General features: G+C 71.0%; 15 protein-coding genes. 8 read left to right on the top strand and 7 right to left on the bottom strand.

Translation table 11 applies throughout. The annotated features are described in order from the left end of the window. Positions 1–23: 23 nt before the first annotated feature. From ACIQMX_RS11770 to ACIQMX_RS11760, 3 genes are all read right to left on the bottom strand, one after another. Positions 24–1448, bottom strand: coding sequence for an extracellular solute-binding protein (locus ACIQMX_RS11770; RefSeq protein ID WP_363077970.1), 1425 nt, complete (start codon positions 1446–1448; stop codon positions 24–26). A gap of 214 nt (positions 1449–1662) precedes the next feature. Further along, entirely contained in the window at positions 1663–5952 is a 4290-nt protein-coding gene (locus tag ACIQMX_RS11765; RefSeq protein WP_402476885.1) for a discoidin domain-containing protein, read from the bottom strand. Positions 5953–6318: 366 nt separating this feature from the next. Continuing rightward, positions 6319–6540, bottom strand: a complete 222-nt coding sequence (locus ACIQMX_RS11760; RefSeq protein ID WP_402476882.1) for a hypothetical protein — start codon at positions 6538–6540, stop codon at positions 6319–6321. Between the two features lie 71 nt (positions 6541–6611). On the opposite strand from ACIQMX_RS11760, the gene ACIQMX_RS11755 reads away from it, so the two are divergent. Continuing rightward, entirely contained in the window at positions 6612–7091 is a 480-nt protein-coding gene (locus ACIQMX_RS11755; protein WP_402476879.1) for a hypothetical protein, read from the top strand. A gap of 72 nt (positions 7092–7163) precedes the next feature. Here the strand turns inward: ACIQMX_RS11755 and ACIQMX_RS11750 are convergent, their stop codons facing one another. Beyond that, positions 7164–7658, bottom strand: coding sequence for a GNAT family N-acetyltransferase (locus ACIQMX_RS11750; protein WP_402476876.1), 495 nt, complete (start codon positions 7656–7658; stop codon positions 7164–7166). Between the two features lie 184 nt (positions 7659–7842). On the opposite strand from ACIQMX_RS11750, the gene ACIQMX_RS11745 reads away from it, so the two are divergent. The 5 genes from ACIQMX_RS11745 (at position 7843) to ACIQMX_RS11725 (ending at position 14347) form a co-directional block, all read left to right on the top strand. After that, positions 7843–8580 carry a 4'-phosphopantetheinyl transferase superfamily protein gene (locus ACIQMX_RS11745; protein WP_363077978.1) on the top strand — a complete coding sequence of 246 codons (738 nt, stop codon included), beginning with the start codon at positions 7843–7845 and terminating at the stop codon, positions 8578–8580. Between the two features lie 46 nt (positions 8581–8626). Continuing rightward, on the top strand, positions 8627–10267 hold the full coding sequence (gene pgm / locus ACIQMX_RS11740; RefSeq protein WP_363077980.1) for a phosphoglucomutase (alpha-D-glucose-1,6-bisphosphate-dependent): 1641 nt from the start codon (positions 8627–8629) through the stop codon (positions 10265–10267). A 121-nt stretch (positions 10268–10388) separates the two neighbouring features. Next, the gene (locus ACIQMX_RS11735; RefSeq protein ID WP_402476873.1) at positions 10389–12740 is read left to right on the top strand and encodes an FHA domain-containing protein; all 2352 of its coding nucleotides are present in this window, start codon (positions 10389–10391) and stop codon (positions 12738–12740) included. Positions 12741–12749: 9 nt separating this feature from the next. Further along, complete coding sequence (locus ACIQMX_RS11730) at positions 12750–13331, top strand: hypothetical protein (protein WP_363077983.1); 582 nt, start codon at positions 12750–12752, stop codon at positions 13329–13331. Then, on the top strand, positions 13331–14347 hold the full coding sequence (locus ACIQMX_RS11725) for a serine/threonine-protein kinase (protein ID WP_363077984.1): 1017 nt from the start codon (positions 13331–13333) through the stop codon (positions 14345–14347). The genes ACIQMX_RS11730 and ACIQMX_RS11725 overlap by 1 nt, the downstream gene beginning before the upstream one ends. Here the strand turns inward: ACIQMX_RS11725 and ACIQMX_RS11720 are convergent. After that, positions 14344–15630: a streptophobe family protein gene (locus ACIQMX_RS11720; protein WP_363077985.1), complete on the bottom strand. Its 1287-nt coding sequence runs from the start codon at positions 15628–15630 to the stop codon at positions 14344–14346. The genes ACIQMX_RS11725 and ACIQMX_RS11720 overlap by 4 nt on opposite strands. A 335-nt stretch (positions 15631–15965) precedes the next feature. Here ACIQMX_RS11720 and ACIQMX_RS11715 point away from each other — a divergent pair, with 335 nt between their 5' ends. After that, positions 15966–17264 (top strand): DUF6777 domain-containing protein, encoded by a 1299-nt coding sequence (locus ACIQMX_RS11715; RefSeq protein WP_363077987.1) that lies wholly within the window; start codon positions 15966–15968, stop codon positions 17262–17264. A gap of 44 nt (positions 17265–17308) precedes the next feature. On the opposite strand, the gene ACIQMX_RS11710 is transcribed toward ACIQMX_RS11715, so the two are convergent. Next, positions 17309–19189, bottom strand: a complete 1881-nt coding sequence (locus tag ACIQMX_RS11710; protein WP_363077989.1) for a rhamnogalacturonan lyase — start codon at positions 19187–19189, stop codon at positions 17309–17311. A 262-nt stretch (positions 19190–19451) separates the two neighbouring features. Between ACIQMX_RS11710 and ACIQMX_RS11705 the strand changes: the two genes are divergently transcribed. Continuing rightward, complete coding sequence (locus tag ACIQMX_RS11705; RefSeq protein ID WP_363077991.1) at positions 19452–21476, top strand: SpoIIE family protein phosphatase; 2025 nt, start codon at positions 19452–19454, stop codon at positions 21474–21476. Positions 21477–21661: 185 nt separating this feature from the next. Here ACIQMX_RS11705 and ACIQMX_RS11700 read toward each other — a convergent pair whose 3' ends face one another. After that, positions 21662–22147, bottom strand: a complete 486-nt coding sequence (locus ACIQMX_RS11700; protein ID WP_402476866.1) for a lamin tail domain-containing protein — start codon at positions 22145–22147, stop codon at positions 21662–21664. Between the last annotated feature and the right edge of the window lie 23 nt (positions 22148–22170).

Raw genomic sequence — 22170 nt, 5'->3', positions numbered from 1 at the left:
CGTGACCCGGCCCCGCGCGTCCGTTACTGGTTCGCCAGAACCTGGTTGACCTGCTGCTCGGCGGTGGAGAGCAGCTTGTCGATGTTCGCGTCCTTGTTGGTCAGCACACCCGACATGGCGTTGTCGAGGATCTTGTAGATCTCCTGCGCCTTCGGCGGTTCGGCCTTGCCCGGGACGGGGTTGTCCATGAAGGCCTTGAAGTTCTCGACGGGCATCGTCGCGTTCGCGGCGCGCGCGGCGTCGTCCTTGGTCTTGCTGTCGCCGAGGAAGAAGTTCGGCTGCGGGAGCCCGACGGGGAGCTTGTCGGACTTGGTGCGGGCCCAGTCGAACTGGCCCTTGCCCGGGGTGAGGTTCTTGAAGTTCAGCCAGGCGATGGCGGCCTTGATCTGGTCGGGCGAGCTGCCCTTCTTGATCAGGTAGTTGTTGCCGCCGAACAGCGTTCCCTGGGCGCCGGGGATCGGGCCCAGCCCGAAGGTCTCGTACTGGGCGCCGAGCTGCTGCACCATGTACGCGATGTCGTCGGGGGCGGCGAGGAACATGCCCAGCTTGTCGCTGGCGATCTGCTTCTGGAGGTCGCCCCACTTGAGCAGCTGGGTCTTGCCCATGCTGTCGTCCTCCCAGCGCATGTCGTGCAGCTGCTGGAGGACCTGCTTGCCGGTCTCGTTGTTGAACGCGGCCTTCTTGCCGGAGGCGTCGACGACGTCGCCGCCGAGGCCGAACTGGGTGGCCGCGAAGTGCCAGCCGCCGTTGTTGCCGGCGCTGTACTCGCCGTAGCCGGATATGCCCTTGCCCAGGTCCGCGATCTTCTTGGCCGCGGTGCGGACCTCGTCCCAGGTGGCCGGCGGCTTGTTCGGGTCGAGGCCGGCCTCGGTGAAGAGCTTCCGGTTGATCATCAGGCCCATGGTGTAGTTGCTGGTCGGCAGGCCGTAGAGCTTGCCGTCCTTGCGCGCCACGTCGACGACCTGGGTCTGTATGTCCTTGAGCGCGGGCACGGTCTTGTCCGTGACGTACGCGGAGATGTCCTCGGCACCATCGTTGTCCAGCACCTGCTGGAGGTCGCTGAAGTAGGCGTAGAAGACGTCGGGTTGCGACTTGCCCTTCAGCATGGCGGTGAAGCGCGGCGGCTCGTTGCACTGGCCGGGGGTGGACTTCCCGTTGATCGTGACGTTCGGGTAGGTCTTGTTGAACGCCTTGATGTCCTCGTTCCACTCGCGCAGCTCCGCGGCCTTGGCCGCCGGCGGCATGCAGTCGATCGAGATCGTCACCTTCGCCTTCGGGTCGAGCGGGGCGGACGGATCGGACGAACCCTTGGACGCGCTCTTCGTGTCCTCGTCCTTGCTGCTGCTCGTGCCGCAGGAGGCGAGCGAGGTCAGGGCAAGTGCGGTGACAAGGGCAGCCGCGGAGGCACGGCTGATACGGCGTGTGCGGCGCAACCCAGCACTTCTCATCGATGGTCCCCTTTGGGCATGAGCGTGGATGGCCCTCGGCCGACTCTCTGCCGGGGCGAGGCACACTCAACCAGCGTCGACATGTGAACGCAATATCTCGCGCAGTTTTCGTAAAAGTTTGACAGCGCTTCGCACGCGGCGTGCGGGACCCGGCGCGCACGCAGCACGGGGCGCCGTCCGGCGGACCGGACGGCGCCCCTGGTTGCGGTGCCGGTTACGGGTTGACGGTGATCTTCATCGTTGACGTCGTGTTCTTCACGTCCTGGGCGTTGCCGCTGAGCTTGAGACCGTTGAAGGTCACCTCGCCGACAGCGGGCCCCTGGCCGGCCTCGGGCATCTCGTTGGCCCACAGTCCGAAGCCGGACTTGGCGTCGTAGGCGTCACCGCTCTTGCGCGCGCCGGAGATCGAGATGTCGGTCAGGATCGTGTCCTTGATCGGGAACTGGGGCTGTCCTCCCACGTAGTTGGTCTGGAACATGATGCCGCTGTACGTCGGGTCGACGATGTCGACATGGTTGATCCGGATGCCCTGGAAGACCTTGGAGGCGGAGAACAGCCAGATGCCGGGGAAGGTCTGCGACCCCCAGAAATGGCCTCCGGATCGGAGCACGGAGACGTTCTCGACCGTGGTCGGACCGGTCCCGAAACCGTTCATCGGGTAGCCGAAGTCCAGCGAGCTGACCGTGATGCCGGAGTAGACGAGCGTGTCCGCGATGAGGATGTTGCGGAAGGTGTTGTCGTAGCCGCCGTAGACGGCGACGCCCGCCGCACGCCAGGTCAGCAGGGACGTGAGGTTCTCGTAGACGTTGTTCTTCATGTCCGCGCCGCCGGAGTCGATGGCGGAGAACAGCGCGAAGCTGTCGTCTCCGGTGGCCCGGGACTCGTTGTTCACGACGTGGTTGTCCGTCGAGCCGTTGGTCATGTTGATGCCGTCGGCGAACGTGTTCCGGATGCGGGAGTTCTTGATGGTGACGCCGTCGGTGTTGGCGCCCCAGTAGAGGCACACCTGGTGCTCGTTCCAGACGTTGTCGATCACGATGTCCGAGACGTTGGAGAAGTCGAACACCTTGCCGGGACCGTCGATGCGTGAGGTGTAGTTCCCGAAGTACGCGAAGTTCGCGAACGTCGAGCCCTTGGCACTGGCCTCGGCACGGAAGCCGTTGTCGGTGTTCTCCTGGGACGACGGTGCGAAGAACCTGGTGTACCAGGGCCCCGCGCCGACGACCTTGACGGCCTTGCCGTAGACCTGGAACTTGCTCGCGGTCTGGTAGTCACCGGCCGGCAGGTAGACGCCGACCAGCTTGCCCGTGGTGTCCATCCGGACCTTGTCCAGGGCGTTCTGGACGTCCTGGTGGGTGAACCCGGCGGGAACGGCGTAGGCGGCCGCGTCCGGGTTCGGGATCTGGGTGGCCTGCTCCAGGCTGATGAAGTCGATCGCGTACGTGCTGGTGTTCGCGGCGTCCTTCTGGAGCCGGATCTTGCTGCCTGCAGGGACGGTCCTGCCCAGCAGCATGTTCGCCTCGTCGTAGATGTGCCGCGGCGAACCCGCGCCCGGGGAGTTGCCCGGACCGGTCTCGGAGCCGTACAGCCACGCGTACTTCGAGGTGAGGTCGATCGCCTTGAGGAAGGTGCCGTCCACGTAGACGTTCAGCTTGGAGTCGATGCCGCCGCCGCCCGCGGAGTCCGGGATGGAGAAGCGGGTCACCAGGGAGTTGGTGCTCGCCCTGGTGGTGAACTCGACGTAGTTGCCGGTGCTGTTGAGGGTGACGGCCTTGCGGCCGGACGCCTCGCCCGCGACGTCGCCGACGGTCCTGTTCGGGCCGACGACCTGCGCGCCGCCGCCGGTGACGCCGTCCTCCGCCTCGTACATGTCGTACGGCATGTCGGCGCCGCGTCCGACGAAGAGGGAACCGGTGGTGGTGTTGTTCTCGCGCTTCACCGGCAGTTCGTTGGAGTCCGCTGCGATCACCGTCTTCACGGAGTACGACCCGTTGACCGCCGTCCAGCTGCCCAGGTTCACCGGGGCGCTCATCGCACCCGCGGCTATCGCCCCGGTGTAGGTGCCCGTGAGGGTCTTCACCGTGGCGCCCTTGGAGTCGAGCAGGGTCAGCGTGATGGCGTGGCCGCCGGCCGCCGAGGCAACCGAGCCCTGGTTCTTGAGGGCGACGGAGAAGGTGACGTTCTGCCCGGCGGACGGGGCCGACGGGGAGGTGCCGACCCCGGTGGAGACCAGGTCCGAGCTGGCGACCGGCTTCACGACCAGGCCCGTCGTGCTCGTGTAGGTGTTGTCGGTCTCGTTCTGCTCGATGACCTCGTCTCCCGGGTCGGCGACCGCGCTCAGGGCGTACGTACCGGCGTCACGCGCTCCGATGTCGGCGCTGACCTGGGCGGAGGCCCCGCCCGCCAGCGCGCCCACGGACGCGGTGGCGACCTTGGAGCCGCCGAGCCGGAACTCGACCTTGCTCGCCGGTGCCGCGACCGAACCGGTGTTGCGCACCGTCGCGGTGAGCGTGACCGGATCCGACTCGACGGGCGCGGCCGGAGCCGCCGTCACCGAGCTGACCTGGAGGTTCGGATTGGGCGCCGGGGCGCCCAGCACCTGGAACTCCGCGACCTGACCGGCACCCGATCCGGTGTTGGAGTTGAACTTAAGCTGGACGTCGGCGACGCGGCCGCTGACCGGGATGGTCACCGTGTTGCCGCTGGCCGGGCTGAACGCGTAGTCCTTCGCCGCGACCAGGCTGGTGAACGCCGAGGCGCTCTGCTCCCGGCCGAGGACCTGGATGTTCTGCGTCCTGGCGCCCCAGCTGCTGTCCGGGTTGAGCTTGACGACGACGTTCTCGGTGTCGGCGTTGGCACCCAGCTTCACGGTCAGCGTGTTGGGGTAGCTGCCCCCGGCGCCTTCCCAGTAGGTGGTCACGCTGTTGTCGTTGGCGTTCTCCGCGACGAACGTGTGGACCACGGACGAGGCGGTGATGGGCTTGCCGACCGCGAGGTTGGACGCCGTGCCCGTGCTGCCGTTGCGGGTGACGGTGTTGCTGTCGCCCGAGACGTTGCCCGCCGCGTCCTTGGCCCGGACGGTGTAGGAGACGGTGGTCCCGGCGGACTGGGTGTCGGTGTAGGTGGTGACATCGCCGGCCACGCTCTTGCGCAGCACGTTGTTGGCGTAGATGTCGTACCCGGTGACGCCCTTGTTGTCGGTGGACGCCTGCCAGACCAGCTTGATCTGACCGGCGGTCGCCTCGGTGAAGCTCAGGTTCGCCGGTGCGGTCGGCGCCTGGGTGTCGCCGCCGCTCCCGGTCCGGGTCACGGTGTTGCTGTTCCCGGAGACGTTGCCCGCCGCGTCCTTGGCCCGGACGTAGTACGACACGGTGGAGCCCGCCGGCCGGGTGTCGGTGAACGTGGTGACATTGCCCGCCACGCTCGTCAGCAGCGCGTTGTCGGCGTAGATGTCGTAGCCGGTGACGGCCTTGTTGTCCGTCGACGCGTTCCAGGTCAGCCTGATCTGGCCGGTGGCCGGTTCGGTGTACGCCAGCTGGGAGGGTGCGGTGGGCGCCTGGGTGTCGCCCGCCTCGGGTCCGTAGATCTCCAGCTCGGAGACCTGGGCGCCCGGCTGGACGGAGTTGGCGCTGACGAGCACGCGTACGTAGCGGGTGGTGGCGGCGTCGAAGGAGACCGTCGCCGTCTCACCGGCCGTGGGGCTGAACGTGTACGCCTGGGACTGCGTCACGTCGCTGAAGTCCGTGCCGTTGGTGCTGCCCTGGATCTTCAGCGTCTGGCTGCGGGTCTCCCAGCCGTCCGGCAGCCGCAGGACCACCCGGTCGACGCGTACGGAGGATCCGAGGTCGGCCTGGATCCACTGCGGCAGGTTGCCGTTGCTGCTCTCCCAGTAGCTTCCGGCGTTGCCGTCGTTGGCGTTGGCGGCGATATAGGTCTGGGTGTGGCTGCTGGCCGTGAGCGTACGGCCGGCCGCGAGGTTCACCGACGACTCCGCCGCCGCGCGCACCTCCAGCTCGGCGAGCTGGCCGTTGTCCGACGCGGAGTTCGCGGTGATGTTCGCCCGGACGAAGCGGGCCCGGGTGGCCGGGACGGAGATCGTCACCTTGTTGGAACTGCCCGGCGCGAAGGTGTAGGCGGCCGAGGTCTTCAGCGTGGTGAAGCTCGTGCCATCGGCACTGCCCTGGAGCGAGAGGGTCTGGCTGCGGCTCTTCCAGTCCTCGGGAAGCTTCAGGGTGACCTGGTCGATGCGGGTGACCTTGCCCAGATCGCTCTGCACCCACTGGGGAAGGGAACTGTCCGACCCTTCCCAGTATGTCGACTGTTCTCCGTCCGCGATGTTCCCGGCGTCCCTGCCGCTGCCCGCGCTGCTCGCGGCCGTCCGGTGACCGGCGGCGATGTTCGGGCCGCCGGCGGCCGACGCGTTGAGCGCCGGCCAGCCGACCATCAGCAGGCTGGTGGTGAGGGTGGCGGAGAGGACCCGCCATCGGCGGTGTTGCGTTCTCATTGGTCCCCGATCTTCGGCCTCGGCGCAGGGCGCGACCAAGGCGCGGCTCTGTCTGCGTACCCGTTGGTCATGACTTTCTGCACCAACGGGAATGGACTTTTGCGTTTTGCGGTCGCAGAATTGCAGAGAAGTGACGCCTCGTCCACTGCTGTGACAGAGAAAGGAGTCTGGGTCGGCACTCACAAAACGCCCTAACTCGCCTGATGCGAACGGCATTTGAGCGCTCTTCAATGAGCCATTGACCCGGTCGCCTCTACGCAAGTCTTTTGCGTCTCTATGAAAGTCACTGAAAGGTGCCAGCTCACAGCGGGAGGCAGCAGCGCGGCCTGCCGCCCGGCCGCACGGAGCCGGGATCGGGCTGTTCGTTCACCCCGACCCTTCGAGAGACCTCTGCTCGGTGATGGAGTCGGCGCCGCCGCGGCCGGACTCGTGACCGGCGGATTCGCCGTGGCCGAGGCCCTGTGCGGGCCGCAACTCGCCCGGCTGATCGACCGGTTCGGCCAGACCCGCGTGCTGCCACCCGTTCTCCTCGCCCGCACCACCGCGAGGGTCACCCTGCTGACCCTCGTCCGAAGCGGCAGCCCGCACGGGCTGATGGCAGCGGCCGGAGTGCTCGCGGGCGCCACCGATCCGCAGCTCGGGCGTTGTCGGGCCGCCCGATGGCAGCGCTGCTCCAGGGCGGGCGCGCGGCGGCGTCGAACTGCGTCGGCCTGCCTTACGGTCTGCGCCGGTGGCGGGTGGCTCCGCAGGTACAGCTGGCCATGGTGTCGGCCGGGCCGGCCCTCAGCCGCCTGCCGCCGCTCGTCGTCGGCTCGTTCTTGGAGGCGGGGCTCGTACTCGCTGTCACCGGCATGACCATTGCCCCGGTCCTGGTGCTCTCCTCGGTCCTCACCACGGCAGCCGTGGAGCGGGCCGCGCTCACCCAGGCGTTCACCCGGCTGAACTCGGCGAGTGCCGCAGAGTCGGCCGGTGCGGCAGCGATGTCCGGGCGCGCGGTGGACGCGTACGGCGCACATGGGGGCTTCGCGATCGCTGCGGCTGCCGCCGTCGCGATGGCCGTGCGGCCGCGGTCCGGGCGCGCACGGTGCGGGCCCGCCGCATCGGCATCCGGGCTCGCGCCTCGCCCGCCGAAGGGGTGACCACACCTCAAGGACGAGCGGGGCCCGCGTCCGCGGCCCCCGCTCGTCCTCCTCGGTCGTGCAGACCCAGGCTCAGCCGGCCGGGCTCCAGCGGTATCTGACGTCCGGCTCGTTCTCCTCGTTGCGGCTGCCGTCGTCGAAGCCGACGGCGGTGAATCCGTGCCGCTCGTAGAAGGCCCGGGCACCGGAGTTGCGCTGGAAGGTGTACAGCGCGAGCCCTTGCGGGCTGCGCTCCCTGGCCTTCGCCAGCAGTTGCGTTCCGATGCCCTGCCGCAGCGAGTCGGGCCGCAGATAGAGGTGTTCGAGCTCATCGCCGTCGACCGAGACAAAACCAACCGGCTCTGCCGCCCGCCCGTCCTCCCGGACCTCCGCCACCCAGACGTCCGTGCCGGGCAGCACGACGTGCGTCATCCAGCCAAGAGTCGCCTCGTCACTGTGCACCCTCGGCAGGTACGGCAGGGCGGCAGCGCGGGAATCGAGAAAGAGCCGCGTGAGGATGCCGGCGTCCTCGGCGCGGGCCTCGCGCAGCAGTACGGCGTCCGAGTACGGGTGGCTGTCCGATGACATCCGGGGTCTCCTGTCCGACGGGGCCGGGCGACCGGAGAGCCCAGGCGCCCGGTGAGCGCGGTGAACTGGCCACCCTGTGATCGAACGTACGTCGGCACCTGTCCGGATCTCCATAGGATATCGGTGACCGCTCCGCCGTGACACGTCCTCACGGCGCCCGCCCTGCGAAGGAATCGACGTAACGGTGTATCAGCCCAACCTGTTCGTGTTCCCCGAGGACGGCCACCGGATCCCCGCTCCCCTCTTCCCTCCCGGCTCCCCCGCGCTGTGGCTGGTGGACGCGGAACGGCAGAGCGGGCAGGCCCAGCGGCTCGCCCCGGGGGTCCTGGATGCCGGCGAACTCGACAGAGCCGCACGCCTGGTCGTCGAGGCCGACCGCAGATGCTACGTCGCCGCACACGTGGCCCTGCGGCTGCTGCTCGGGGCGCGGCTGGGCGTCGCTCCGGACGCCGTGCGCCTCAGGCGGGAGCCGTGCCCCTCCTGCGGTGGCCCGCACGGCCGTCCCGCGACCGACGGCGGCGTGCACTTCTCCCTTTCGCACACCCGCGGGGTGGCCCTGCTGGCGTTCGCGGACTCGCCGGTCGGAGCGGATGTCGAGCTCGTCCCGAAGCTCACGACCGTGGCCGAGATAGCCGGTCAGCTGCATCCGGCGGAGTCCCGCGAGCTGGCGGAACTTCCCGAGGAACAGCGCCCGGCCGCCTTCGCCCGGGTCTGGACCCGCAAGGAGGCCTATCTGAAGGGCGAGGGCATCGGCCTGGCCGACGGCCTCGCGGCCGAACACGTGGGCACCGGCCCCCACCCCCGGCCGGGCCCCGGGGAGTGGACGGTCACCGATGTCGGGGTCCCCGCCGGTTATGCGGCGGCAGTGGCGGTCCGCGCGGCGGGGCAGCCGCCCGCCCGTGAAGGCGAACGGCGAAAATGACGGGGCGCGCAGATCGCATTGACCGACCGATACGGAGGAGTGGCAGATGCCGCAGACACGAGCCGGGCAGCAGGCACGCCCGGAGGACCTGACCGATGTGGCGCGGCTGGTGACGGCGTACTACACGCTGCACCCCGATCCCGCCGAACCGGGGCAACGGGTCGCCTTCGGCACCTCGGGACATCGCGGATCGTCGACGGCCACCGCGTTCAACGAGGACCACATCGCGGCGACGAGCCAGGCGATCAGTGAGTACCGGGCGCAGCGGGGCACGGACGGGCCGCTCTTCCTCGGGGCCGACACCCATGCCTTGTCGGAGCCCGCGCGGGTGACCGCCATCGAGGTGTTCGCCGCGAACGATGTGACCGTGCTCATCGACTCCGCCGACGGCTACACGCCGACCCCCGCGGTCTCGCACGCCATCCTCACGTACAACCGGGGCCGCGCCTCGCACCTCGCCGACGGGGTGGTGGTGACGCCCTCGCACAACCCGCCGGGCGACGGCGGGTTCAAGTACAACCCGCCGAACGGCGGCCCGGCCGGGTCCGAGGCGACCGGCTGGATCCAGGAGCGGGCCAACGAGATCATCACGGGCGGGCTCAAGGACGTCCGCCGCATGCCGTACGTCCGGGCGCTGGCAGCCCCGACGACCGGCACGTACGACTTCCTGGGCAGCTATGTGGCGGACCTGCCGTCCGTGCTCGACCTGGACGCGGTGCGCGCGGCCGGTGTCCGGATCGGCGCCGACCCGCTGGGCGGCGCGTCGGTCGCGTACTGGGGCCGCATCGCCGAGCAGCACCGGCTCGACCTGACCGTCGTCAATCCGCTCACCGACCCCACCTGGCGCTTCATGACGCTGGACTGGGACGGCAGGATCAGGATGGACTGCTCCTCGCCGTACGCGATGGCCTCGCTGATCGGGCAGCGCGACCGCTTCCAGATCGCCACCGGCAACGACGCCGACGCCGACCGGCACGGCATCGTCACCCCGGACGCGGGGCTGATGAACCCGAACCACTACCTCGCCGTGGCCATCAACTACCTGTACGCGCACCGGGACCGGTGGCCGGCGGGTGCGGGCGTCGGCAAGACCCTCGTGTCGTCCGGCATGATCGACCGGGTCGCCGCCGATCTCGGCCGGCGGCTGGTCGAGGTGCCGGTCGGCTTCAAGTGGTTCGTGGACGGCCTGGCCGACGGGTCGCTCGGCTTCGGCGGCGAGGAGTCGGCCGGGGCCTCGTTCCTGCGCCGCGACGGATCGGTCTGGACGACGGACAAGGACGGCATCCTGCTGGCCCTGCTCGCCTCCGAGATCCTCGCGGTGACGGGCGATTCGCCGTCCCAGCACTACCGGGCGCTGACCGCCCGGTTCGGTGAGCCGGCCTACGCCCGGATCGACGCACCCGCGGACCGCGACCAGAAGGCCGTGCTGGCGCGCCTGTCCCCCGAGCAGGTCGGCGCGGACACTCTGGCGGGCGAACCGGTCACCGCCGTCCTGACTTCGGCGCCGGGCAACGGGGCCGCGATCGGCGGGATCAAGGTGACGACGGAGAACGCCTGGTTCGCGGCGCGCCCCTCGGGCACCGAGGACGTCTACAAGATCTACGCGGAGTCGTTCCGCGGCGCCGAGCACCTCGCCCGTGTCCAGGAGGAGGCGAAGGCCGTCGTCTCCGCGGCCCTGAACGCCTGACGGAAGCGGGCTCCCCCCGCACGGGCCGGTGCGGGGGGGGGCCGGTCAGGGTCCTCCCCACAGGCCTCGCCCACCGCCGACTGGTCGGGCGCATAACCGTACCGGTCGATAGAATTCGGGCATGGGAGAGCCGCCGGCCGCACCGACTGCACCCGAACTCGTACTCGAAACCGACGCGGGACGCACGGTGATGAGTCCGGGCCGGGAGTACCACGTCGGACGCGACCCCTTGAGTGACATCGTCATCGACGATGTCCGGGTCTCCTGGCACCACGCCGTGCTCAGGGCGCTCGACGGCCACTGGTCGATCGAGGACGAGGGCAGCACGAACGGCACCTATACCAGTGGCCGGCGGATCCGTACGTCGGACGTCGGGCCCGGCACCCTCCTGCGCTTCGGCCATCCGGAGGACGGCCCGCGGGCGGTCCTGAGGGTCCGGCCCGCACCGGCGCCGACGCCCTCGCAAGACCGCCCGTCGGCCGTCTCCGTGCCCGCCGCGACCGGCACCTTCCGGCAGCCGACCACCGTGCGGCCGCTGCCGTCCCGCACGGTACGGATCGGCCGCGGATCGGGGAACGACCTGGTCGTCGACGATCTGAGCGTCTCCCGCCGCCATGCCGAACTGCTGGCCCATACGGACGGCACGTACGAGATCGTCGACCTCGGCTCCCACAACGGGACCTTCCTCAACGGTCAGCCGGCCGACCGTGCGCCCGTCTCCCCGGGAGACATCGTCGGCATCGGGCACTCCGCCTTCTGCCTGGTCGGGGACACGCTGCAGGAGTTCGTCGACACCGGCGAGGTGTCGCTCGACGTCCAGGACCTGGCGGTCACCGTCGACCGGGGACGCAGGACGCTGCTCGACCACGTCGCCTTCCCGGTGGGCCAGAAATGCCTCCTGGGGGTGGTGGGCCCCAGCGGCGCCGGCAAGTCCACGCTCCTCAACGCCCTGACCGGACTGCGCCCGGCCGACGAGGGAACCGTCCTCTACGACGGCCGCGATCTTTACCACGACTACGCCGAACTGCGCCAGCGCATCGGCCTGGTGCCGCAGGACGACATCCTGCACGCCCAGTTGACCGTACGCAGAGCGCTCGGTTACGCCGCTGAGCTCCGTTTCCCGCAGGACACCGCCAAGTCCGAGCGTCAGGAACGCGTCGCCGAGGTGGTGCGCGAGCTCGGACTCGAACAGCGTGCGGGCCAGCCCATCCACAGTCTCTCCGGAGGCCAGCGCAAACGGGTGAGCGTGGCCCTGGAACTGCTGACGAAGCCGTCGCTGCTCTTCCTCGACGAGCCTACGTCGGGACTCGACCCCGGCATGGACCGCTCCGTCATGCACATGTTGCGCGGGCTCGCCGACGACGGGCGCACGGTCATCGTCGTCACGCACAGCGTGCTGAGCCTCGACGTGTGCGACCGGCTGCTGGTCCTTGCACCGGGCGGGAAGATCGCCTACTACGGTCCGCCCGGGGACGCGCTGGCCTTCTTCGGATTCGCCGAGTGGCCGGAGGCGTTCGAGGCCTTCGAGACCGACCGCGACCGTCCCTGGGCCGAGGAGTTCGCCGCCTCCCCCTTCCACCGGCAGTACATCGCCAACGCCAGTTCACAGCCCCGGCTGCCGCACGCCGCGGCCGCGGAGGTCGCCCCGCCGCCCAAGACCCGCAGCTGGGGTGCGCAACTGCGGACCCTCGTACGGCGGTACGCGGCCGCGCTCGGCGCCGACCGGACGTTCCTCGTCATCATGATCGCGCTGCCGTTCGTGATGGGCGCCATGACGCGGGCCCTGGCCGGAAGCAGGCTGACCCAGGAGACGGCGATGAACGCGCTGCTCATCCTGTGTGTCGGCGGTGTCCTGACGGGCGCCGCCAACGCCGTCCGGGAACTGGTGAAGGAACGGGTGATCTACCAGCGGGAACGGGCCGTCGGCCTGTCCAGATCCGCCTACCTGATGTCCAAGGTCGTGGTGCTGGGCACCATCACCGTGCTCCAGGCGGTCGTACTGACCCTGGTCGGGCTCATGGGCGTCGATCTCAACGCCCCGGGCGGGCAAGGGGTGCTGCTGCCACCACTGGCCGAAATCACCCTGACGGTGGCACTGTTGTCCTTCACCGCGATGATGCTGGGCCTGCTGGTGTCCGCGCTGGTGCGCAAGGAGGAGGTCACCATGCCCCTCCTGGTGCTGCTCGCGATCGTCCAGGTCGTCTTCTGCGGCGCGCTGCTGAAACTGCACGGGGTGCCCGGCATCGAGCAGTTGTCCTGGCTGATCCCCTCCCGCTGGGCGCTGGGCGCCATGGCGGGGACCATCGGCCTGGCGAGGATCGTGCCCGGGAAGCTGACCGCGGACCCCCTGTTCGAGCACTCCGCCGGAATCTGGCTCCTCGACATGGGCATGCTGGTGGTGCTGTCCGTCGTCTTCGGCATCGCGGTGGCCCGGCTCCTGCGCCGGCACGAGCCCGCCATCATGCGGAAGTAGGGGCGGCCCATGGAGACCGAGGACTTCCGCCCCACCCATGTCGTCCCCCAGGAAGGGCTGCCCGCCTGGGAGGCGCCCGATGTGTCCCGGCCCACCGAGCCGCTGGACCCGCTGCTTCCCGTGCAGCTGCTCGACCGGCGCGGCGACTGGGGCCAGGTCCTGTGTGCCAACGGCTGGTCCGCCTGGGTCGACGGCCGGCTGCTCGTCTCCGTACCGCACGACCCGCCGCGGGCCGGACAGCCCATGGCCCGCACGGCGGACCCGCGGCCGCTGCTCGCCCGCGTCCAGGAGTCGCTGGACCGCTTCCGCCGGGCGTCCGAGGAACTCGTCGAGGGCCGCATCGACGGCGAGACCTTCCGCCGTCGCACCCAGGGGCTGCGGGCCGGAGTGGTCGTCGACGGCGAGGCCGTGTGGCTGTTCGACGCCGAGCACGAGCGCTGGGTGTACACGGACGGGACCCGGCTGACGACCTACGCGGCGCAGTCGGGACCCGGCCGGCCGAGCAACGCCCCGGCGGGCGGCTCCGAGCCCGAGGCGACCCGGCTCGTCGACCCCGGCACGCATCCGCGGACCCGGCGGGGTGACGGCTGATGGCTCCCGCCGCCGGCCCGTCCGGCGATTCCGCGCTTCCCACCGGGCGGCCATCCGACCTGATCGGCAGACAGATCGCCGACTATCTGGTGGAGGGTGAGATCGGCCGCGGTGGGATGGCCGTCGTCTACCGGGCCAAGGACCTGCGCCTGGACCGCACGGTCGCCCTCAAGCTGCTCGCCCCGGAACTCGCCCGCAACGACACCTTCCGCAAACGCTTCACCCACGAGTCGCGGGTGGCCGCCGCGATCGACCACCCGCACATCGTCCCGGTCTTCGAGGCGGGTGAGACCGAGGGCATCCTCTACATCGCCATGCGCTACGTCGCCGGCCAGGATCTGCGCGCACTCCTCGACCGGCAGGGCCCGCTCCCCCTGGGCACCGCGGTCCGGATCGCCGCCCAGGTCGCGTCCGCGCTCGATGCCGCCCACGATCACGACCTGGTGCACCGGGACGTCAAGCCCGGCAACATCCTGGTCGCGGCGGGCACGGACAGCGACCATCCGGAGCATGTGTACCTCACGGACTTCGGCCTCACGAAGAAGTCGCTGTCGCTGACCGGATTCACGTCCGTGGGCCAGTTCGTGGGAACGCTCGACTACGTGGCGCCCGAACAGATCTCGGGCCGTCCGGTGGACGGACGCTGCGACGTCTACAGCCTCGCGTGCGTCGTGCACGAGACGATGGCCGGCGCCCCGCCGTTCCGGCGCGACGACGACATGGCGCTGTTGTGGGCCCACCAGTTCGATCCGCCGCCGGCGCTGACGGGGCTGCGGCCCGATCTCCCGGCGGCCGTCGACGCGGTGCTGGCGAAGGCCCTGTCCAAGAGTCCGGACGACCGCTACGACTCGTGCCTCCAGTTCGTGGCCGCGCTGCGTGCCGCGGCGCGGGGCGAGGCGGAGGGCGGTCATCCGCCGACGCAGGTGGACCGCAGGATCGGCACCTGGCAGTCGGGGCCCGAACCGCCGCCCGCGCCGCCGCCGTGGGCGTCGCCGGTGTTCGGCGACCGTCCTTAGGGGCTGCTGGGATCCACCTCACCGCGCCGGTGCACGCGGGCGGCGAGCAGCCCGCCGAGGAAGCCGGTGACGAGCCCCCACAGCACCGCGATTCCCAGCGCACCCCACAGCCGCGGCCGCAGCAGCACCTCGCCGCCCAGCCCGCCGCCGAGGTCGCCGAGGCCGAGGAGGGACAGGCCGTAGTGCGCCGAGATCCGGACGAGCAGGCACACGGCGAGCACGGTGACGGCGAGCGCCACGGCCATGTGCACGGCGTGCTGCCAGGAACGCATCCGGGCCGGTGACCGTACGGCCGCCAGGAACGCGGCCGCCAGGGTGAACAGCGCGGCGACGACGACGCACCACCAGACGCGGCCGTCCTGCTCGGCGAGCGTGCCGACGTTCAGCGTGGACAGGTCCGGTGTCCGCAGGACGGAGTCCAGCACCTGCGGCATCGGCAGTCCGAACGGTCCGTCCACCTTGCCCTCCCAGGACGCGCCGAGGCCCAGCGTGAACACCAGCCAGAGGAGGTTGGGCAGTCCGAGCAGGATCACCGCGAACGTCTCGGCCGGATGCCCCCGGGTCACCACGACGACGAGCGCGATGACCAGACCCACCAGTACGTAGGCGAGCAGCAGCGCCACCATCGCGTACGCGGCCGGGCGCACCGATTCCTGGAAGCGCACCAGCCGTGCGGGCAGCGGGGCGCCACGCGAGACGAGCAGGGCCAGGACGAGGACGCCGGCCAGCCAGAGCAGGCCGAGGACCAGGGTCAGCGGGATCTCGGCACGGAAGCCGGCCTGCGGGGTCGCGTCGAACACGTCACCGATGACGCCGCCCGTCGGGTCGGCCCCGGGAACGTCGAAGGTCTGCCGGGCCAGGAGGGACAGCCCGATGAGCACCAGGAGCCACAGCGCCGCGATCCGGCCCGCCCATCCGGCCAGTTCGCGGGTGGTGGCGACGGCCCGGTGCCGCAGCGGGCGCAGGAATCCGGCGGCAAGGACGAGCGTTCCGACCAGGGTGACCGAGAGCGGCAGCGCCGAGATGTCCGCGTGCGTCGTGGCCAGGTCCCCGGCGTTCCCCGACAGGGCGACCGATCCGCCCGCCGCCATGACGACGACGGCCGCCACCACCCGGGGGAAGGAACCGCCGGGCAGTTCCGCCGCGCCCGCCGCCCACAGCCCGAGGGCCGCGGTGACGCCCATGACCAGCAGCCCGGCGAGAGCGGTCAGCAGGGCGTCGCCCCAGCCGTGCGCGGCCCGGATTCCCGTACGGTCCCGGCCGTCCGATCCCTGTGTGCTCACGGGCCCACGCTAAGGGCTGTCCCGCGATTCCCGGTGGATCAGCGCGCGGCGTCGGATGCGGCGCATCGCAGGGCGGAGGGGCGCCCGCATACCGGATGTATGCGGGCGTTCCGGCAACGGAGTGGGTCCCCCCGTTCGTTTCCAGGCCACGGGGAGAGGTGCCGTGGCTGTCCTCGTGCGGCCGCCGGGACAGAACGCTCTTCAAGGCCGGGCGCGAGGTGCCGCGCCCCTCGATCGGGCCGACCGCGTCGGCTTGCGGGCCGCGCGGGTAGCGGGCACACAATGGCTGATACCTGAAGAATTCGGCAACGACCCTGGCGTGGGAAAGAAGAGCCGTGAGTGACCAGCCGCCGTCGTCCGGCCGCCCCACGGGGCCGCCGTCGGGACCGCTTTCGGGTCCTTCGCAGGAAGGCCCCGTCCCGCCGCCTCCTGAGCGCCCGTCCGGTCCGCCGGCGGGCCCGCCCTCGGGCGGCGGACAGGGCGGGCCCCCCGGCCCCGGCGGCCCCGGTGAGACCCCAGGCGGCCCGGGGCGCGGCCCCCGGACCCCTTGGTGGCGGTCGGTCCCCAAGGTGGCGACGATCGCCGTCGCCCTCGTGGCGGCGGTGGTGCTGACGGTCGTCCTCACCCGGCCGGACGGGTCCGACCGGGCGGGCGGGGAGGTGTTCCTCGAAGCGGCCGGATCGACCGGACCTGCTCCGTTCACCGGTTCGACCGCGCACAGCAGCGCCGGGGACACCACGCCCACCGCCGTGCCGAGTCCGGTGGCGAGCGCCTCCCGGACCCGGTCCAACGTCACCCGGGGCGTGGACGGTTCGGCCCCCGGACTGTACGGCGGCACCCGCAAGGCCGCCTCCTGCGACGTGGAGAAACAGATCACCGCCCTTGCGGACCAGCCTGCCAGGAACAAGGCCTTCGCCTCGGTCGAGGGCATCGCCCCGTCCGGCGTCCCGGCGTATCTGCGCGCGCTCACTCCGGTCCAGTTGCGGCTCGACACCCGCGTGACCAACCACGGTTACGAGAACGGTACGGCCACGAGCTACCAGGCGGTCCTCCAGGCCGGCACGGCCGTACTGATCGACGACCGCGGAGTGCCCAGGGTCCGGTGCGCGTGCGGCAATCCGCTGTTGCCGCCTGTCGCGCTGAAGGGAACACCGCAGCAGAAGGGCGAGGCGTGGCCGGGGTACCGGGCCGGAGACGTCGTGGTGGTGGAGCCCGCCGCTCAGCCGGTGAACGTGTTCGTCATGTTCGACCCCCGGACCAAGGGCTGGTTCGAGCGGAGCGCGGGCGACACGGGCCACGGCGACAAGAAGACCGATCCGCCCGCCGACCAGGACGGCTCCCGGTGTCCGCCACGGTCCGGCGGCGGCTCGGCCGAGCCCTGCCCCTCGGACGCCTCCTCACGTGCCCCGTCGTCCGGGAAGCCGTCGTCACCCCCGACGGAGCCCGGTGAGCCGTCCACGGAGCCGCCCCCGCCGCCTCCCTCGTCCGAGGAGCCGCCCCCGTCACCGCCGCCGTCCTCGGAGGCGCCCCCGCCGACATCGGAGTCGGCCCCGGAGCCCGTGACCCCGCAGACCGGCGAGTCACAGGCACCACCGCCGGCGTCCGGCGACGGCTCCTCGGGAGCGACGGCGTAGCGCCGGGCCCCGGCCCGCCGGTTCACCCGGCGGGCCGGGCACCGTCAGGGCGTGGAAACGGTCGGCCGGGGCGCCGTCGCCATCCCGCTGCCGATGAAGAAACTCGGGTGCGGCGGCTGGTTGTAGGCCGTGTTCTGCCAGGCCAGGGCCGTGCGGTACGTGGTGTCGTGGAGCAGGGTCGTGATCTTCGTGCCGGTCTCGTACGGCGTGGAGTAGATGCGCAGGGCGGTGTTGTTCGTCGTCGCCCAGACCACTTCCTCGCGCCAGTCGCCGAACAGGTCGCCCGAGATCGCCGGGGTGGCCTTGGTGCCGTTGTTCGAATGGACCGACGCCCCGGTCAGCTGCCTGGTGTCGCCCGAGGTGCCGTACTTGTCGATGTGGGTGCCGTCGAGGAGTTCCCGGGTGGTGTCACCGTCCCACCAGGACAGGAAGTTGGCGCTGGAGGGCTTGCGGCTCGCGACGACGGCGCCCTTGGGATTGCGTACTCCGTCGGCCGCCGACGACCAGGACTCCGCTCCGGCGCTGCCGGACCAGATGTCGTCGCTGACGCCGCGGCCGTTGTCGCCGTCGGCGGGCGTCGACCAGATGATCTGGCCGGTCCTCGCGTCGGCCATCCATGACGAGGGCTTCGAGCTGTCCTCGTCGACCTTGAACTCCTCCAGTCCCGGGCGGGACGGGTCCAGGTCGCCGACGTGCATGGCGTCGCCGTGGCCGTTCTTCGTGGTCCACAGGGCGTTGCCGTTGTCGTCGACGGTCATCGCACCGTAGACGATCTCGTCCTTGCCGTCCGCGTCGACGTCGGCGACGGACAGCTGGTGGTTGCCCTGGCCGTCGTATCCCTTGCCGGAGTTGGTCGAACTGTTGGTGTCGAAGGTCCAGCGCCGGGTGAACGCCCCGTTCCGCCAGTCCCAGGCGGCGATCACCGTACGCGTGTAGTAGCCGCGGGCCATGATCAGCGAGGGCCGGGCTCCGTCGAGGTAGGCGGTACCGGCGAGGAAGCGGTCGACGCGGTTGCCGTAACTGTCGCCCCACGAGGAGACGGTGCCGCGCGCGGGCACGTAGTCGACGGTGCCCATGGCGGCGCCCGTCAGGCCGTTGAACATGGTCAGGTACTCGGGTCCGGACAGGATGTAGCCGGAGGAGTTGCGGTGGTCGGCCGACGCGCTGCCGATCACCGTGCCCTTGCCGTCGGTGCTGCCGTCGGCGGTCTTCATCGCGACCTCGGCCTTGCCGTCGCCGTCGTAGTCGTACACCTGGAACTGGGTGTAGTGCGCGCCGGAGCGGATGTTGCGGCCCAGGTCGACCCGCCAGAGGCGGGTGCCGTCGAGTTTGATCCCGTCGACGATCGTGTTGCCCGTGTAGCCGGACTGGGAGTTGTCCTTGGCGTTGGTGGGCTGCCACTTCAGTACGAAGTCGAGTGCGCCGTCGCCGTCGAGGTCACCGACGGAGGCGTCGTTGGCCTCGTAGGTGTAGGCGACGCCGTCGGGGGTCGTGCCGCCGGCGGGCGGGCTGATGGGCACGTCCTTGTAGCCGCTGCGGAACTGGATCGCGTGCACGGAGTCGCTCTGCTCGACGCCGCCGACGATCGCGCGCACGGTGTAGTCGGCCGAGTTGGGGGCCCCGGCGTGGAAGTAGTTCGTCGAGCCGGTGACCGGTTGGGCGTTGACCTTCGTGCCGGCGCGGTAGACGTTGAAGGACACGTCGTCGGCGTCGGTGGCGAGCCAGCGCCAGCTGATCAGGTTGCCGGCATCGGTGTGGACGCTGACGACGCCGCGGTCCAGCGCCTCCGCCTGGCGCGCGGTCGCGGCGTGCGAGGTCTGACCGGTGACGATCAGTCCGGCGGCGGCCAGCACGCCTGCGGTGACGGCGCCGATCAGCGTACGGGTGCGGCGGCCGCGGGGGGATCGGGGATGCTCAGGAGCCACGGTGCGTGCCTTCCGGAGTGGGGGTGTCGGGTACCCCTCAGTCCCCGCCGGGTCCGGAAAGGTTGCCGTCGGTGCGCACCGGATCCGCGCGGAGGTCCGGGAGGGCCCGCGTCACCCGTCTGCCGCAGTGCGGTGGCGGGCCGGGCGGGGCCTGCGCAGTCTGTCGGCAGAGCCGCCGATTCGCCTGGGTGGCGGAGTCAGATGGGGGTGCGACGTGCCGGACTCCGGTCCACCGATCCCGGGGACGCCCACGTCCGACGGGATGACGGACGCGCTCCTGGACACATTGTTCAGCCAGTCCGCGGTGGGACTGCACGTGCTCGACACGGACCTTCGGGTGAAGCGGGTCAACTCCTTGTCCGACGCGGTCGCGCCCGAACGGATCGTGGGACGGCACTTCACCGAGGCGTACCGCGTCCAGGACCCCGAGGAGGCCGAGGAGCTGCTGCGCGGCGTGCTGGAGAGCGGTGTGCCGGTCCTCAACCATGTGATGCGGGGACAGCTGAGGGGTGCGCCCGGGCCCGATCGCAGCCTGATGGTCACGGTCCACCGCCTCGACGATCCTTCCGGCCGGCCGCTCGGACTGCTGGCGGCCGTCGTCGACATCAACGAGCGCGAGAAGTCGCGCGACCGGGTGGACGCCCTTGCCGCGGTCCGCAGGAACGTGGGCCACTCCCTCGACATGGAGGCGATCTGCGAAGGGTTCGTGAGGGCGCTCGTGCCCCGGTTCGCGGACTTCGCCGTGGTCGAGGTGGTGGACGAGGTACTGCGGGGTTCGAGCGCGCCGCTCAGCCCGCTGGGATCCGATGTCCCGCTGCGCCGCGCGGCCCAGCTGGGGACCGACGAGGACGCCCCGGTGGGCATGACGCGGCGGTTGCCCGCGGGCACGCCGTACTCGCTCGCCGCCAATGATCTGCGGCCCCGGCTCGTCCAGCTCGGCCCGGACACACCGTGGCTGGACTCGGATCCGGTCACCGGACACCTGGTCACGGCGATCGGCGCCCACTCCCTGATCGTGGCTCCGCTGAAGCTGCACGGCGCCTTCCTCGGCCTCGTCAGCATGTTCCGCTCCCCCGGCTCGGAACCGTTCGACGAGCGGGACCTCACCTTCGCCCTCACAGCGGCCGCCCACGCGGCGCTGAGCATCGAGACCTCGCGGCGCTACGCGCGCGACCATGTGATCGCCTCGACCGTCCAGCGCAGGCTGCTGCCCCAGTACAACGGCACCCGCATCGCCGTCGAGACCGCGCACGTGCTGCTTCCGGGGCGCAACAGCGGATGCTGGTTCGACACCATCGGGCTGTCCGGTGCCCGGACCGCGCTGATCATCGGAAACGTCGCCGGGCACGGACTCCAGACCGCCATCACCATGGGGCAGCTGCGCACCGCCCTGCACGCCCTGGCCGGGCTCGACCTGGACCCCGACGAGGTGCTGGCCCGCCTCAACGACACGGCCGACCGCCTGGCCCGGGAGCGCCGGTCGCTTCCGCCGGGTGACTCGCTGCACCGCCAGCCGCTGACGGCGACCTGCCTGTACGCGGTCTACGACCCCTTCTCCCGGACCTGCACGGTGGCGCGGGCGGGGCACCCGGCGCCGGTCGCAGTCGATCCGGACGGCCGCCCGGTCGAACTCGACGTGCCCGAGGGCCCGCCGCTGTTCTCCGACGACAGCGCGCCGTTCGCCACCGCGACGGTCGAGCTCGCCGAGGGCAGTGTGCTGGCCTTCCTCACCGGTTCGCTGCTGTCCGACGACCGGTCCGTGACCCGGGCACAGGACGCGCTCGCCTATCCGGACCGGCCGCTGCGGGACCTGTGCGACGCCGTCGTCTACAACCTCCCCGCCGAGGCGCACCCGGACGGCGCGGCGCTCCTGCTCGCCAGAACGGGCGTCGTCCCGCCCGACCGCGTGGCCACCTGGGAGCTGGCCCACGACCGGACCACGCCCGCGATGGCCCGGACCCTGGTCCGCGACCGGCTCGAAGGCTGGAACCTCGGCGAGGAGACGATCGAGGCGACCGAGCTGATCGTGAGCGAGCTGATCACCAACGCCGTCCGCTACGGGACCCCGCCGCTGCATCTGCGGCTCCTGCTCGACCGCACCCTCACGTGCGAGGTCCACGACACCAGCCCGGTGGCCCCGCATCTGCGTCACGCCCGCACCGTCGACGAGGGCGGCCGCGGCCTGTTCATCGTCTCCCAGCTCGCCACGCACTGGGGCACCCGGTACAGCACCGACGGCAAAGCGCTCTGGACCGAGCAGGAGGTCCCGGCCGACGAGCGTTCCTGACGGGGCGGCACCGCCGCGGAGCGCACCGGCAGCGGTGGCGGCGCCGGGCGAGAGAGCGGGTGGAGGCCGCGGGCGCCTCCTGACGGACCGGGCATGGGTGCGGCGCACCACGGAGGTCGGGCCGTGGTGCGCCGCGGTCAGGACGCCGGCGGCCGCCCCGGGTTCAGTGGGTGGCCGCCGACGGGTCAGCGGTGGCCGCCGTAGCGGTGGCCCCAGGACTTGGAGTCGATCTTGTGGCCGTGCGCGTCCCGCAGGGTCGCCGTGTCGCTGTTGTCCCAGACGTAGCGGCGGAGGTCCTGGTAGACGTCGGTGCGGGAGTCGCGGCCCACGCCGGTGTGCACGCGCACCGAGGAGCGGCCGGGCAGCCGCAGGTCGAACCGGTAGGTACGGTGGCTCTCGTCACGCAGCGTCCAGCCGCGCAGGTTGACCGAGTGGCGGCTCGTGTTGGTGACGGTGACCCACTCGCCGTTCAGGCTCCGGTTCGAACCGTTGTCGCGGCCGGGGCTGTTGTACTGGATCTTGCCCAGAACGACGGCCGAGCGCGGGGCGTGACCGCGTCCGTGGCCGTGGTCGTGGTCGTGGTCGTCTGCGACCGCAGGGAGAGCGGCGGCGGCCACCAGCGCGCCGGAAGCGAGAACAGCAGCGGTGATCCGTCGTGCGGAACGGGACATGAAGACCCCTCAGGTGCGGGCCC

The organism is Streptomyces sp. NPDC091416 (assembly GCF_044756845.1).
In the GTDB taxonomy this organism is placed as follows: domain Bacteria; phylum Actinomycetota; class Actinomycetes; order Streptomycetales; family Streptomycetaceae; genus Streptomyces.
Note: the sequence above shows the minus strand (reverse complement) of the source record. Positions and strands in the feature narration are given on the sequence as shown.

Bases quoted from the DNA above. Each gene is read 5' to 3' on its own strand.
- ACIQMX_RS11770 (WP_363077970.1), bottom strand. From the start codon at position 1,448: ATGAGAAGTGCTGGGTTGCGCCGCACACGCCGTATCAGCCGTGCCTCC.
- ACIQMX_RS11765 (WP_402476885.1), bottom strand. From the start codon at position 5,952: ATGAGAACGCAACACCGCCGATGGCGGGTCCTCTCCGCCACCCTCACC.
- ACIQMX_RS11755 (WP_402476879.1), top strand. From the start codon at position 6,612: ATGGCAGCGCTGCTCCAGGGCGGGCGCGCGGCGGCGTCGAACTGCGTC.
- ACIQMX_RS11750 (WP_402476876.1), bottom strand. From the start codon at position 7,658: ATGTCATCGGACAGCCACCCGTACTCGGACGCCGTACTGCTGCGCGAG.
- pgm (WP_363077980.1), top strand. From the start codon at position 8,627: ATGCCGCAGACACGAGCCGGGCAGCAGGCACGCCCGGAGGACCTGACC.
- ACIQMX_RS11735 (WP_402476873.1), top strand. From the start codon at position 10,389: ATGGGAGAGCCGCCGGCCGCACCGACTGCACCCGAACTCGTACTCGAA.
- ACIQMX_RS11730 (WP_363077983.1), top strand. From the start codon at position 12,750: ATGGAGACCGAGGACTTCCGCCCCACCCATGTCGTCCCCCAGGAAGGG.
- ACIQMX_RS11725 (WP_363077984.1), top strand. From the start codon at position 13,331: ATGGCTCCCGCCGCCGGCCCGTCCGGCGATTCCGCGCTTCCCACCGGG.
- ACIQMX_RS11705 (WP_363077991.1), top strand. From the start codon at position 19,452: ATGACGGACGCGCTCCTGGACACATTGTTCAGCCAGTCCGCGGTGGGA.
- ACIQMX_RS11700 (WP_402476866.1), bottom strand. From the start codon at position 22,147: ATGTCCCGTTCCGCACGACGGATCACCGCTGCTGTTCTCGCTTCCGGC.